The 14659-nt window shown below is 44.1% G+C and carries 14 protein-coding genes; 9 read left to right on the forward strand and 5 right to left on the reverse strand.

The window, feature by feature from the left end:
• Positions 1 to 4: 4 nt before the first annotated feature.
• The 4 genes from J6I44_RS18795 to J6I44_RS18810 form a co-directional block, all read right to left on the reverse strand.
• Positions 5 to 703: a TorF family putative porin gene (locus J6I44_RS18795; protein WP_265767747.1), complete on the reverse strand. Its 699-nt coding sequence runs from the start codon at positions 701 to 703 to the stop codon at positions 5 to 7.
• A 119-nt stretch (positions 704 to 822) separates the two neighbouring features.
• Positions 823 to 2169 (reverse strand): ammonium transporter, encoded by a 1347-nt coding sequence (locus J6I44_RS18800; protein ID WP_265767748.1) that lies wholly within the window; start codon positions 2167 to 2169, stop codon positions 823 to 825.
• Between the two features lie 601 nt (positions 2170 to 2770).
• Positions 2771 to 3220, reverse strand: a complete 450-nt coding sequence (locus J6I44_RS18805; protein ID WP_265767749.1) for a hypothetical protein — start codon at positions 3218 to 3220, stop codon at positions 2771 to 2773.
• 139 nt (positions 3221 to 3359) lie between these two features.
• Positions 3360 to 4673, reverse strand: a complete 1314-nt coding sequence (locus J6I44_RS18810; protein ID WP_265767751.1) for a pyridoxal phosphate-dependent aminotransferase — start codon at positions 4671 to 4673, stop codon at positions 3360 to 3362.
• A 276-nt stretch (positions 4674 to 4949) separates the two neighbouring features.
• On the opposite strand from J6I44_RS18810, the gene J6I44_RS18815 reads away from it, so the two are divergent.
• From J6I44_RS18815 to J6I44_RS18830, 4 genes are all read left to right on the forward strand, one after another.
• On the forward strand, positions 4950 to 6446 hold the full coding sequence (locus J6I44_RS18815) for an asparagine--tRNA ligase (protein ID WP_265767752.1): 1497 nt from the start codon (positions 4950 to 4952) through the stop codon (positions 6444 to 6446).
• Between the two features lie 68 nt (positions 6447 to 6514).
• Positions 6515 to 7570, forward strand: coding sequence for a DNA polymerase III subunit delta (gene holA, locus J6I44_RS18820; RefSeq protein WP_265767753.1), 1056 nt, complete (start codon positions 6515 to 6517; stop codon positions 7568 to 7570).
• Positions 7571 to 7632: 62 nt separating this feature from the next.
• A complete protein-coding gene (locus J6I44_RS18825; RefSeq protein ID WP_265767754.1) occupies positions 7633 to 8247 on the forward strand; it encodes a sigma-70 family RNA polymerase sigma factor in 615 nt (204 codons plus the stop codon).
• 61 nt (positions 8248 to 8308) lie between these two features.
• Positions 8309 to 8560 carry an anti-sigma factor gene (locus J6I44_RS18830; protein ID WP_265767755.1) on the forward strand — a complete coding sequence of 84 codons (252 nt, stop codon included), beginning with the start codon at positions 8309 to 8311 and terminating at the stop codon, positions 8558 to 8560.
• Here the strand turns inward: J6I44_RS18830 and J6I44_RS18835 are convergent.
• Entirely contained in the window at positions 8544 to 9512 is a 969-nt protein-coding gene (locus tag J6I44_RS18835) for a phosphoribosylaminoimidazolesuccinocarboxamide synthase (protein ID WP_265767756.1), read from the reverse strand. The genes J6I44_RS18830 and J6I44_RS18835 overlap by 17 nt on opposite strands.
• Before the next feature lie 182 nt (positions 9513 to 9694).
• Between J6I44_RS18835 and J6I44_RS18840 the strand changes: the two genes are divergently transcribed.
• From J6I44_RS18840 to murQ, 5 genes are all read left to right on the forward strand, one after another.
• Positions 9695 to 10672 carry a phytoene/squalene synthase family protein gene (locus J6I44_RS18840; protein WP_265767757.1) on the forward strand — a complete coding sequence of 326 codons (978 nt, stop codon included), beginning with the start codon at positions 9695 to 9697 and terminating at the stop codon, positions 10670 to 10672.
• Positions 10673 to 10908: 236 nt separating this feature from the next.
• On the forward strand, positions 10909 to 11625 hold the full coding sequence (locus J6I44_RS18845; RefSeq protein ID WP_265767758.1) for an esterase family protein: 717 nt from the start codon (positions 10909 to 10911) through the stop codon (positions 11623 to 11625).
• Between the two features lie 9 nt (positions 11626 to 11634).
• Positions 11635 to 13143 carry an acetyl-CoA carboxylase biotin carboxylase subunit gene (locus tag J6I44_RS18850; RefSeq protein WP_265767759.1) on the forward strand — a complete coding sequence of 503 codons (1509 nt, stop codon included), beginning with the start codon at positions 11635 to 11637 and terminating at the stop codon, positions 13141 to 13143.
• A gap of 174 nt (positions 13144 to 13317) precedes the next feature.
• Positions 13318 to 13671 (forward strand): DUF4260 domain-containing protein, encoded by a 354-nt coding sequence (locus J6I44_RS18855; RefSeq protein ID WP_265767760.1) that lies wholly within the window; start codon positions 13318 to 13320, stop codon positions 13669 to 13671.
• 53 nt (positions 13672 to 13724) lie between these two features.
• Positions 13725 to 14654, forward strand: coding sequence for an N-acetylmuramic acid 6-phosphate etherase (murQ, locus tag J6I44_RS18860; RefSeq protein WP_265767761.1), 930 nt, complete (start codon positions 13725 to 13727; stop codon positions 14652 to 14654).
• The last annotated feature ends 5 nt before the right edge of the window (positions 14655 to 14659 follow it).

Below are 14659 nucleotides of genomic sequence, written 5' to 3' on the forward strand. Positions count from 1 at the left end.
GTGTTTATAATGAAATACCTGCCAGGATATACAGCTGTTCTGTATCAGGATTGAGGATCACAGATCCGCTTACGGGTAAAGAGAAATCATCCGTAATGGGAATTTCCTTACTGGTTCCAACTCCGATATTGACGATTTGGAAGCCGTCTTCAGGAGTGTTAACGTGCCATCCGTCACCACCGCCTATAAAGAGGCTTGCAGGTCCGGCAGAATAACCTGCCTCAAAATAAACATCGTCACCTACGGAACCACCGCCTGCAAAAATATAGTTGGCCGAGAGGGAAAGGTTGCCAATCGTATAACCACCATTCAGCTCAAAGGCGTGGCTGTCTTCCTCGAAATAGAGTGTTCCAGGATAGTAATAATCGGTTACTCCAAGACTCAAACCAAAATCGAAACTATAGCTCGCATACAAATCCATTTCCTGGAATCCGGTGGATCCATCAGTAAATGAACCGTCAATGCCCTGCGAGCCCCAGGCACCTAAGGCAAAGCCGCCAGCACCCAGTTCTACATAGGGTTGAATGGAGGGACCGGAGTAGGCGACACCACGCCATACATACGTACTGTAGAGATCAACACCCGGAGTGACTGTTACTTCCTGGGCATTCGCAGTCTGGGGGGAAAAGGAGCAAGCCAATAGGGCTATAAAAGAAGAAATAAAAAAGTATTGTAACAATTTTTTCTTATATGATTTACTCATGGTTTTAATAATATAGTGTTTGGAAAATTCTGTTAAAGGGTGTTTTGAGTGATTATTAGGCTGACGGAGTTCACCCTAAAGTTTTTCCGTCAGCCTTTTTATAGATAGAGTAGTGGAGATTAAACCTCGCCCGGGATAAATTCGTCCGTTCCTACAAATTCAGGATAAGCTCGATTATCATGCTCGTGCAGGTCAAGGCCTTTTGCTTCAAGCTGACCATTTACACGGAGTCCAACGGTGCTGCTTATGAAACTAAACAGGGCATAGCTTATAGGGAAGGTCCAGAGGAAAGCAGCGCCAATTCCAATAAGCTGCACGCCGATGATTGAGGGATCAAAAGCTCCGGTCCCGAACAAGCCATTTGTAGCATCGAAAAGTCCGGCCGCAAGGGTACCCCATGCTCCACAGACACCGTGCACTGCAATAGCCCCAACAGGGTCATCAACGAATTTATCAATACCCTCGGTAGCATAGACAACAATGATACCGGCAATAGCGCCTGCAATTATAGCCATACCCGGTGTAAGGTTTGCACAACCGGCCGTAATGGCTACCAGGCCACCAAGCACTCCGTTAAGAGTCATAGGGGCATCGGGTTTGCCAAATTGTAACCATGTGAGTACCATCGCTGCGGTAGCTCCAGCACCGGCAGCTAAGAACGTATTCATGGCAATTAAAGCAATGCTTGTATTACCAGTTGTTGTGGAACCGGCATTAAATCCAAACCATCCAAACCACAGAATAAAGACACCCAAAGCAGCAAGGGGGAGGCTGTGCCCGGGAATATGTCTGGGATTTCCTTCATCATCATATTTACCTACACGAGGGCCAACGACCAATGCTCCTGCTAATGCCGCCCATCCACCAATGGAGTGTACCACTGTAGAACCGGCAAAATCAATAAAGCCCAGTCCTTCTAACCAGCCGTCACCGTTAAATAAACTACCCCATGCCCAAGATCCGAAAATAGGATAGATTACGGCAGTGATAGCAATGGAAAAGATCAGGTAGCCGGTAAATTTGGTCCGTTCTGCAACCGCTCCTGATACAATGGTTGCTGCGGTAGCTGCAAATACAGCCTGGAAGAGGAAGAAAGCCCATGTCCAGGTTTGCTCCTGACCTTCAATGCCAGAAAGGAAAAAACCGTCAGTACCAATCCAGCCACCAGCAGTGGTTCCAAACATGAGTCCGAAACCGACTACAAAGAAAGCGAGTCCACCTGCACCCACATCAAGGAAATTCTTCATAATGATGTTAACTGCATTTTTAGACCGGGTGAAGCCGGTTTCCAGTAGTGCAAAGCCAGCCTGCATGAAGAAAACCAGAATGGCCGCAAGCATCGTCCACACATAATTAAGGTTGGTTTGTGTTGCAGCAGCATCCTGAATTGCTGCAGAATCAATTGCGAATGCACTTGTCGCTCCCGTTAAGAGAAATGCTAAAGTGATAATGCAATATTTAGTCATTTGGGTAACCCCGTTATTAAATTTAGGTTAATATTCTAAAGAGCCTTAAAACTTTTACTCTTTGTTGAACAGCACTAATGTATTTTGTGTCGGCTAAACAAACAACTTAAATAATTATATTTATATGTAATTTGTAGTAAAAAAGTAAGGAAATTATTTAAAAATCATTAAAAACATAGGTGTATATGATTTTTATAAATAAATGTCAAAAAATGATTTATACTTAAATTTTTAGGTAAATTTCACCTAAATAATTAAGGATTTGTGTATTTAAGGGATTTTTCATCGTAAAAAATAGCTTAAATGGGATAAGGGTGATATTTATTTGATTAAATAAATAAGTTTTGGGGAAGCTTTTATTAAATAATGTCTTCTTTTTTAAGTTTTACAGGAATTTCGGAGGGCCTTTATAGAAAAAGGAGAGTGTGTTATTAGGCTGATAGAGCGATGCTCGTCATCCAACTTTTGGCAATGTATTTTGGGTTAGCTAATTACTGGGAGTAATTCTTGTGCATTAATTAGGCAGGAGAAAATTACACTAAGTATTAATGTAAAAAGGTAGGTGATACTTGCCAGTGACTGTCAATTTACCTGGCAATGTTTAATAACTAATTGAAGGGGATGAATTCGAGCTTAGAGTAACAGTGTCGGGGCCTGCTACTTTCTGGATGTGGCACACGCCAGGCTTAAATTCAAATTCTTCTTCAAACGACAGATTATCTTTTGAGCCTGTTACTATTATTTCGCCTCCCTCTTCTTTTAGGTGGTCACGGAACGCATCGTTCATAATCGCAGCGGCACCTTGTTGATTAGTATAGCAGGTTTCGTTTTCACAAAGATCATAGTAGCGGTTACTGTTTTTATTTTGCACTGTGATCTTCACTGAGTCGAGAGGGGTTCCGGCCGGATTAAGAACAACAATGGAGCTTGTAACAAATACTCCTGTACAATTAACAGGGTCAACAATCGAATTGGTATTATCGGAAGAGAAGCAGCCTTGTAAGGTAAGAGCTAAAGTACTAATCAAAACAAGTCTTTTAATAACCCTCATAAATACCGAGCCTTTGTGGGAGTAATTAGTCAGATTAGTCTATATAAATCCTGATATCATGTACAGGTCTCTATATTAGATACACATTCAGCAGTAGCGATAACTAATACGAAATTCGGTCAGGTATAAATAAAGTATATTATGAGGCAAGATAAGTTTTAATTGCTTTAGCAATACGTTCCCAGATCTGCCGTCTCTTTTCGTCATCCGTTTCTAAAAGAGTAATACGGAAGCCATATTTTTCGCTGGCAAAACCCGTAAGAGGTACAACGCAGATGCCGGTAGAGGCCAGCAGGTAGTATACAAAGCGTTTGTCAAGGGCGATATTCTGGATGTTCTCAGATAGTAAGGAATGAATTTCTGAATTTTCAACCGGCAATTGCTGGTATTCGTGGAGTGTCCCTTCTTCAAAAAGCACGGTCATATAGAATGCCCCCTGAGGTTTAACCACCTGGATCCCTTCCACCGCCGAGAAAATTTGCTCAGCTTCTGCTGCTCGTTTTGCAAAAAGCTGCTTTCGGCTTTCGAGATGCTGCTCATAGCGTGGATCTCCCATCACCAGTGGAATGGACAGCTGTGGCAGGTTGGTAGAGCTGACCTCCAGCATTTTAGCGTTAATGAGAGTTTCGATATACGTTTTAAAAGCAGGATACTTATCCTGATTGAACACTTCCATCCATCCACAGCGTCCACCGGGCCAGGGATACTCTTTAGAGATGCCCCGAAGTGCAATGCCGGGCACATCCCCAATAACTTCACTCAAGGAAGCAGTGTCGGATCCATTATATATAATGTTGGCATAAATTTCGTCGCAGATAATAAACAGGCGATGTTTCCGGGCAATACTTACCATCTCTTCCAGAATGGCTCTTGGGTAGACGGCTCCTGTAGGATTATCAGGGTTGATCAGCAGTAGTCCCGCTATAGAGTCGTTATACTTTACCTTCTTGCGGAGATCTTCGATATCAGGCATCCAGTTGTTATCCGGATCCAGGTTATATGTTAAATGCTTATATCCTGAGTGAGCCGCCTCAGCGGATGAATGGGTAGAATAGGCGGGAGAGGGACCGATGACCCGTGCTTCCTTTTTTAGGTATCCGAATACTTTGCCGACGGCATCGCCAAGACCATTAAAAAAGATAATCTCATCTGCTGTTATCTGGCAGCCCCCGCGTTTATTAACCAGCTCTGCCAGAAATTCCCGCGTCTGCAGGTTTCCCTGCGTGCTGCTGTAACTGTAGGAGCTGTCATCTTCCACCAGTTGGATGATGATTTCCTTAATCCAGTCGGCAATTTTTTCTCCCTTTTCTATAGGATCACCAATGTTTTCCCAAACAATAGGGAGCCCCAGCTCTTTAAATTGGTGGGCCAGGTTAACAATCTCACGAATTTCATAAGTGAGTTGGCCGGAGCCATCATGTAAAATTTTTCGTCGTAATTTCCCGTCTTTCATACCGCTTTGTAACACTTGCTATTTACTATTTTCAGATAGTCCCAAGATTACCAACTATGAATGGCAATTGAAAGAAATAAACCGCTGTTTTTGGGATAAAATAATCAACGCCAGTGATCAAATATCTCTTTCGGATAACGGTCCAAATATCCCCGGCAATTTCTTTGATTGTATTTGCAATAACTGCTATCCTTGGGTACACTTTTTCTTTATATACCTAATCCGGATTTCGGGTTTGGAAGACAACCGATCAAAACAATAAAAAAGACGCTTTAAATGGTTTATATCAGGAATCTTGCAGATCATGAAGATCAAGAAGTAACCCTAAAAGGCTGGATCTATAATTTTCGAAGCAGTAAAAACCTTTATTTCCTGGAACTTCGTGATGGTTCAGGCCTGTGTCAGTGTGTAGTTGCCAAAGACGGCGTGTCTGAGGAGAGCTGGGAAGCAGCGGAATCGTTACGTCAGGAAAGTTCTGTGGTTATAACGGGTACAGTGGTAGAAGATGAGCGCAGTGTTGGCGGGTATGAGTTGCAGGTAAGTAAGTTGGAAGTGCTGCAGGTAGCTGAGGATTATCCTATTACACCCAAAGAGCACGGGGTCGATTTCCTGATGGAAAATCGTCATCTCTGGTTACGTAGCCAGCGCCAATGGGCGGCCATGCGCGTTCGTAATGCTATCATTTATGCCATTCATACTTTTTACCAGGAGCGTGGATTTGTACAGATGGATGCTCCTATCTTTACAGGCAATGCCGCAGAGGGAACAACCAATCTTTTTGAAACGGAATATTTTGATGATCAGGCTTATTTGACGCAATCAGGTCAGTTATACGGCGAGGCAATGGCCATGGCCCATGGACTTATTTACACCTTTGGACCGACCTTTCGGGCCGAGAAAAGCAAAACACGCCGGCATTTAACGGAATTCTGGATGATTGAGCCGGAGATGGCCTTTTATGATTTGGTGATGAACATGAATTTGGCCGAAAATTTTATCAAGTTCGTGATTAAGAGCGTGCTGGATCGCTGCGAAAAAGAACTGGAGATCCTGGAGCGAGATACCACAAAGCTCGAAAAAACAGTTTCAGAAGAGTTCCCACGCATTTCATATACCGAAGCCGTCGAAACGTTGCGCAGTGATGAGATGGCAGCGATGCTTGATCAGATGGTGGACGATCGAAAGCAGGAAAAGAAAGAACTTCGGGAGGAGCGAGAAGAGATCAAGAAGGAACGCGGGCAAGCCAAGAAATGGCGGAAAGCCCAGATTGATCAGCGGATCAAAGATATTGGAGCGCGCATCGATCAGATTGAGGAAGATCTCCGAAATATCCCCGATTGGAGAGAGTCAGCCCTCAATTTTGAATGGGGCGAAGACTTTGGTGGAAGCGACGAAACCCTGCTCACCATGCAGTACGATACGCCCATCCTGGTCCATCGTTTCCCGGCCGAGATCAAAGCTTTTTATATGAAACGGGATCCCGAGGATGAAAAGCTGGCGCTGGCCGTAGATATGTTGGCCCCCGAGGGCTATGGCGAAATTATCGGGGGAAGCGAGCGGGAGGCAGATCTTGAAACGCTCAAAGAACGATTACATGAGCATGATCTTCCGGAAGATGTTTTCCAGTGGTACTTGGATCTGCGACAGTACGGATCGGTGCCTCACTCCGGTTTTGGACTGGGTTTGGAGCGTACTGTTGCCTGGCTTTGTGGGCTCGATCACGTGCGAGAGACCATTCCTTTCCCCCGCATGATGGGACGACTTACTCCGTAGTGATTTGTTAATCGTTATTGGTTATTGGGTTTTTGCCTGATAACCATTAACAAATACCTAATAACCAAGTGGCTAAAAATACCAGCATAGAACTCTATTCTCAGCTTCTGAGCGAATTACGTTCGGAGGAGCGGAAGCCCGTATACTTTTTTTATGGGGAGGAGGAGTTCTTTCTGGATAAGCTACAGCAGGTTGTGGAATCACTGGTCCCTGAGGATCAGAAAGATTTTAACTATGATCTGCTTTATGGGAGAGATATCTCGCCCGAGAAGTTGCTTTCCATTATTCGCAGCTATCCGATGATGGCGGAACAGCGGGTGGTGATTTTGCGCGACTTTAAGAAGTTGAATGAGTATGCCGATGGCTACGGTGGCAAGGTTAACGATCTGCTCCCATACCTGGATAATCCCAACCCGACCACACTATTTGTTTGTATAGACACCAAGAAACCTTCGGGGCGATCCAAGATAGGCAAGGCATTCAAAAAGAGCAGCCATGTTGGTTTCCATGAATTTGAGGAAGTCCCGGATTATCGACTGCCCGATTGGATTATCAGTTGGGCGAAAAAGCATCATAATAAGACTATTCAGCCGCCGGCGGCCCAAATGCTGGCCCAATTTGTAGGTAATAGTCTACAGCTACTGTCTACTGAAATAGATAAAGTGTGTACTTTTGTAGACACTTCTGATACCATCAAAGAGAGCGATATAAAAAAAATAATCGGCCTTTATCGTGAATATTCGGTGTTTGAGCTAAAAGATGCCCTTTTTGAGCGAAACCTGGATAAGGCCCTGTTTATTGCGGAACAGATGTTGCAACACTCTAAAGCGAACACGGGAGAAATTATTCGTTCCGTGGGGTTCTTTTACAATGTGTTTTCAAATATCTGGCAAATCCAGCGTCTATCCGCACAGGGTAATTCGAAAAAACAAGTTCAGAATACACTGGGTATCAGTAATAGCTGGTACTTTAACAAACTGTGGAAAGACGCTTCGAGGTTTAAGCTCTCGGAGATGCCACGAATCTTTGAAACACTGTTGGATGCCGATCGCGCAGCGAAAGGCTTTTCCAAAATGAACCCCTCCACGATACTTCTCTTGATGATCAAAAGAATCATCAACTGATTTATTCAGTCGTTGTTAGTGAGTTTTAATAATCATTTGCAACAAATTAATTGGGGTCTTATATGGAAGCTTTATCCAGAGCTAAACTTCAGCAGTTATCTGATGAAGATTTAATGGAGCATTTTCAATCTGGTTACGAGCAAGCTTTTAATCTTTTAGTGGAGCGATATACCGATCGCCTGCACAATTTTCTTTATCGTTATACCCATAATCACAAGGACTGCGAAGATTTAGTCCAGGAAACTTTTTTTAGAGTCTTCCGCAGCCGTCATTCGTATGAACGCATCGCAAAATTTTCTACCTGGATGTATACTATCGCCATTAACCTGGCGAAAAGCTTATATAAAAAGAAGAAAAGAATGACTACGGTAACCATTCACAAAGATCCCGATGATTCGGAAGATCGTCCCATGGAATTAGAAGATAGCAATATCCTTCCGGATGATTCTCTGCACGAAAAAATGTGCATGGATGAGCTGGAAAAGGCTCTTATGGAACTCAGCGAAGACTTCCGTGAGGTTGTCGTTCTTCGTGATATCCAACAACTTACCTACGAAGAGATTTCTGAAATAGCTGATCTTCCGATGGGCACGGTGAAGTCTCGTATCAACAGGGGACGGGCACATCTGCAAGAACTTTTAGAAGATCACGTTTATCCGGGAACAATTTCTGCGTAAGTCCGTAAGAGGGTAATAGATGAACTTGTTAACTCATTTATTACCCTCATATCATTTCATTATGGATATTACCGAATTTGATCGTGATGAAGTTCTCTCCGAATTTCTGACTGATTACATAGATGGAAATTTAGATGACGGCGAGCGCCAATCTTTTGAAGAGTATCTTGCCAATAATGAGAAAGAAGATAACTTTGCCCGTAAAGCAATAATGGGCAAAAAGGCATTATCTCGCTTGGCCCGTCGCTTTACTAATAACCCCTCAATAAAGGAAAAGCTATCGTCTTCAATTACAGCTACTGATATTGGTTAAATATTTCTTTGATCTGTTGATCAAAACTGTCGGTATCAACCGGGGTAGGTTCAAAAGACTGGCCGGTTAGCTGGGCAAAAAGCTCTGCGTATCGATTGTATACCTTGGTACGGAATGCGTCCGGAAGATCGGGCAGGGTCTGTCCCTTCTTGCCTTGAAATCCGTGCTCCATCAGCCACTCGCGCAGGAATTCTTTGGAGAGTTGCTTTTGTGGTTTTCCTTCCTTTAATCGTTTTTCATAACCATCGGCATAAAAGTATCGAGAAGAGTCCGCTGTGTGAGCCTCATCAATTAACGTTACTTCTCCCTGGTGTAACCCAAACTCGTATTTCGTGTCTACTAAAATAAGGCCCTGTTTTTGAGCCACTTCCTGTCCCCGTTGGAATACTTGAAAGGCTTTAGAACGGATCTCTTCCCACACCTCAGAATCAACAATGCCCCGTTCGAGAATTTCTTTCTCCGAAATATCTTCATCATGGCCTTCTTCTGCTTTCGTAGCAGGTGTTAGAATCGGTTCATCAAATTTCTGGTTCTCTACCATGCCATTCGGTAATGCTACGCCACAAAGCGTACGCTCGCCCGATTTATAGACCCGTGCCGCATGACCTGTAAGACAAGCACGGATAACGACCTCAATGGGAACGGGATCGCATTTTTTGGCGATGGTTACATTGGGGTGGGGCACATCAATGATATGGGTATCGACAAGATCATCTACCTTCTCGAAGGCAAAGGCAGCAAGCTGGTTTAGAATCTGTCCTTTATACGGAATTGCTTGCTTCATAATGTGATCAAAGGCAGAAATACGATCACTGGCTACAATACCCAAGGTGTGCTCATTAAGTGAATATACATCACGGACTTTTCCTCTGTAGGGAGGTTCGGTTCCGGGCACATCGGTTCGTGTTATGCAATTGTTGAGAACTCGGTTATTGATCGGAGAATTATCCACAGTAGCAAGAGTTTACTTAAATTAATGATCGATTAGAAAATCGAAAAAAGTTTAGAAGAATAGAAATCTATCTTGCGATTTAAACCGTAAGATAAATGTTAATTATTAAAAATTTATCACTCGGGAACTAATCCCCTCTTTTATTACATTGATTATATGGATCAGTTAATTAAAAATGATGTATGAATGATTTTCTGCGCATACCGTATGCTTTTATTAAGCCACTCTACCAGCGGACCTCATTTCATCGGTCGGTTATTGAAGAGCTTGATGATCAGCAGCTAAAAGACGCCTACGCTCAGTGCAGAGCCATTACCCGCAAACATGCGAAAACCTTCTATATGGCTACTCGATTTCTGCCCAATCATAAGCAGCGGGGTATTTTTGCCATATATAGTCTCTGTAGGTATGTGGATGATTTAGTGGATGAAGCAGAAGATTTGGTTGAACAACAGCAGCTGAACCATCAGGATATTCGGTTAAAACTTAACCGTTGGAAACAGAAGCTGAAGGATACGTATGAAGGAAGATCATTCGATAATCCCATTCTCTTTGCTTTCTCGGATGTATTGCGCAGGTATCATATTCCCATTGAAATGCCCTTTGAACTGATGGAGGGCGTCTGTATGGATTTGTACAAAAACCGATATGAGTCATTTGATGAAGTCTATGACTACTCCTTCAAGGTCGCCTCTATTGTGGGCTTAATGACCAGCCAGGTCTTTGGCTATGAATCCAAAGAGGCGCTTGGCTATGCTATAGATCTGGGGATTGCCATGCAGTTGACCAACATTTTACGCGATGTGGGAGAAGATCTGCAAAAAGACAGGATTTATCTTCCACAGGAAGATCTTCGAAAGTTCGGAGTCTCAGAAAGTGATTTGTTTAACCATGCACGCACAGAGGCCGTAAAAGAGCTGCTGGCCTTTCAGATAGACCGAGCCCGCCGTTATTATGTGCGCTCCGATAAAGGCATTGGAATGCTTTCTGCAGATAGCCGTCTGCCCGTGTACCTGGCACGGCACAATTACAGCCGAATATTGGATAAGATAGAGCAGAATAATTACAATGTGTTTGATATACGAGCGTATCTCAATACTACAGAGAAACTGTCGATCATACCTCAGGTCTTTTATCGCACAAAGATAGCAACCACCTGACAGTTAAATAGATAGGCTCCGATAATTCCAGGCTTACACTAAAGCAATCTATCTATTATATTCTTATATTAAATAAGAGAAGGCTTTGCAAAACCATAGAATTTGTCACTCTGAGCTTTCCGAAGAGTCTCCAAACAATACAAAAGCTTCTAAGGGGAGGTCCTTCAACTTCGTTCAGGATGACAGTTGGGCTTTGTAAAGCCTTCTAAGAGATACTATTTAATTGTAGGGGATATATGATGGAAATAAATACTCACAACTGGCGAAGCCCCAGTCTTGGGAAAGATTTGACTCTAAAAGTTTACGGATCCTCAGGAACGCCCATTATTGGTATTCCAACAAGAGGAGCATCTTGTGGACAATGGGAAGAGTTCGGCATGGTAGATGCTATTTCTTATCAAATTGAAAATGGGTTTAACCAACTTTATTGCGTGTCTTCCGTAGATAGTGAAAGCTTTCTAAATGAAGATGCTTCTCCAAGCCAGCGTCTGGTTCGTCATCAGCAGTACGAATCGTATTTGGTAGATGAAGTCGTATCCTACATTAAAGATCAGAACCCTATTGATTATTTGATTATCGCCGGCACCGATTTGGGAGGTTATCACGCAATAAATACAGCACTCAAGCATCCCGCAGAATTTGATAAAGCCATCGGGCTGAGCGGTATTTATGACATCAAAAAGTTTATGAATGGCTATTACGAAGATGATGTCTATTACAATAATCCGATGGATTTTATCCCTAATCTTAGTCGTCAGCCGATTTTAAATAACATACGTGATATCGATTTTAGATTAGTGAGTTATCACAACGATCCGCGTATGGATTATAGCCGTCGGTTGAGCAATGTGTTCCGTATGAAGTTTATTGAGCATAAACTGGATATCTGGGATATGGATAGCAGGGATGAGTGGAGCCAGTGGCAGCAAATGCTAAAAACACATATCATTTAATCCAGTTTCATGCCTGATATATCCAAAATTTTGATTGCCAACCGCGGTGAAATAGCCCTTCGGGTCATCAGAACCTGTAAAGAGCTCGGCAAACAAACAGTAGCCGTCTATTCTACGCCCGATGCTGAAGCTCCCCATGTGCTGCAGGCAGATGAATCAGTACATATTGGTCCGGCTGCCTCTTCAGAAAGCTATTTGGTCATCGATAAAATTATTGAGGCGGCCCATCAGACCAGAGCCGATGCCATCCATCCGGGCTACGGCTTCCTGTCAGAGAACGCTGATTTCTCGCAACGCTGCAAGGAGGAGGGAATCATTTTTATCGGGCCTGATCCTCATGCCATTCGAACTATGGGCGATAAAACGGCCGCCCGCGAACTGATGAGCAAGGCTGAGGTTCCATTTCCACCGGGAACAAAGAAGGAGCTGTCTGATATTCAGGAGGCCAAAGCTATAGCCAGCGATATCGGTTATCCCGTGCTGGTAAAAGCAGCGGCTGGCGGCGGTGGAAAAGGTATGCGTATCGTGGATACCGAAGAAGGGTTTGAATCGGGTATTAAAGCAGCGAAATCGGAAGCCCGGAGTGCCTTCGGTGATGACCGGGTCTATATTGAAAAATACTTGGTGGAACCGCGACATGTAGAGTTTCAAATTGTGGCTGACCGGCATGGCCATGTGTTACATATCTTTGACCGCGAGTGTTCCATTCAGCGTCGCCATCAGAAAGTGATAGAAGAAGCCCCCTGTGCTATTTTAACCCAGGAGCTGCGTTCAGAAATGGCTGAGGCCGCGATATCGGCTGCAAGGGCGGTCGATTATGTAGGCGTAGGCACCATAGAATTTCTCGTGGATGCAGATCGCAATTTTTATTTCCTTGAGATGAATACCCGGCTGCAGGTAGAACATCCGGTGACAGAGCTCATTACGGGGTTAGATTTAGTGGCACTGCAAATACAGGTGGCAGAGGGCCAAGAGCTCGTTATTAAGCAAGAAGACGTTGAGACTGAAGGTCATGCCATCGAGTGCCGCATTTATGCGGAAGATCCACGCGATAACTTCTTGCCCAGTACCGGTACGCTCACCAAGCACCGCATTCCCTCGGGCAATGGCATACGTGTAGATTCCGGCGTTGAGGAGGGACAGGCAGTGACCATCAACTATGATCCGATGATATCCAAACTTTGTGCTTATGGACAGGACCGCGGGCATGCTATCAGGCGTATGCTTCGGGCACTGGATGAGTATGAGATTGCGGGATGTCGTACGACCATTCCTTTCTGTAGCTATGTGCTTGGGCATCATGCTTTTCAAAAAGCCCAGTATGACACCCACTTTGTGCCGGATCACTTTGGTCCGGAAGTATTGGATAGTTATCAGAAGGCAGATACGGAAGTGCAAGCTCTGGCCGCTGCTCTTTTGAAGCTCACAAAACGGAAGGGGACGGATTCTTCCGTCAGCTCTGATAAAAAGGGTGAGGCCTATAATTCCAACTCAGCCTGGTGGAAACGCCGCCAATAACCTCCCTGATTGTTAGCTCATTTGGATCGGGGAAAAGTGCATGCATTGGCTTTGTTATGTGGAGGTAGCAAGCTAAAAGCCAGCGGATATTCACCATAACTTTATGTATTCTGCTGCATATTGTGAAAAGGACTATTCTTTTATGTATTAATAATTGGTATAAAACTTTTTTCTATGAGAACGTTACTACGGCTGGAAGAAGTTGGTATATTCTGTTTTTCTATTTTTTTATTTTCGCTCACTGACTTCAGTTGGTGGTGGTTCCCGCTACTTATCTTGCTTCCGGATATAGGAATGATAGGCTATCTGCTGAATCCAAAAATTGGAGCATCAATTTATAATTTATTTCATCACATGGGGATAGCCGTTGTGATCTATCTCGCCGGCTACTTTGCCGCTATCTCCTTATTGGAATTAACAGGAGTTATTCTATTGGGGCATGCCGCATTAGATCGTATCTTCGGATTTGGGCTCAAATATCCGGATTCTTTTAAGCATACTCATCTTGGAAGAATAGGTACAAACTAAGCGGTCTTTTTACTAACTTATCGTTGCATAATTTTTACTAAATCCTGACCTTTGTGGAGAATAAAAACCAACGTTTATTTAGCCAGCTTAAAGAACTTGATACCGAACAGCGCAACGCTTCTACCCAGCAAATCGATCTCGCTGATCCGCTTGAAATTGCCCGCCTGATTAATGCCGAAGATCAAAAAGTAGCACTTGAGGTAGAAAAAAAGTTGCCGGAAATTGCACGTGCCATTGATCTGATTAAAGAAGCCTTCGATAAGGGCGGGCGTCTGATATATGTTGGTGCGGGCACCAGCGGACGGTTGGGGATCCTCGATGCTTCCGAATGTCCGCCGACGTTCGGAACGGATCCTGGACAGGTAATTGGTTTAATTGCCGGTGGAAAGGAGGCCGTCTTTGAGTCACAGGAATCGGCCGAAGATCATGAATCCAATGGAAGGGAAGCCCTGCAAGAAGCCAATTTGACGAGCAATGATATTGTGTGTGGATTAGCAGCCAGTGGGCGTACACCCTATGTACATGGAGCGCTCAAAGAAGCAAAGGAATTGGGATGCCATACTATTTTTGTCACAACCGTCCCCGCCGACCAGATTACGATTGATGTGGATGTCATGATAGACGTACCGGTCGGCCCTGAACCCATCATGGGCAGTACCCGGATGAAGAGTGGCACGGCCCAGAAGATGGTGCTGAATATGCTCACCACCGGCGCCATGATTCGAAAAGGAAAAGTGTACGAAAATGTGATGGTAGATCTTCAGCTATCCAACCAGAAGCTGGAAGAACGGTCGAAACGCATAGTAATGATGTTTACCGGGGCCAGCTATGAAGAGGCGGGTACTTGGTTGGAAAAGGCCGGGGGACACGTTAAGACAGCTTTAGTGATGGCACAGACGGGGTTTAGCCAGTTGGAGGCTCGGCAGAAGCTGGAAGAGCATGATGGGTTTATTCGAAAAGTATTGCAAGAAACGTCCGTATAGTTATC

The sequence above is a fragment of the Fodinibius salsisoli genome, from assembly GCF_026229185.1.
Lineage (GTDB): Bacteria > Bacteroidota > Rhodothermia > Balneolales > Balneolaceae > Fodinibius > Fodinibius salsisoli.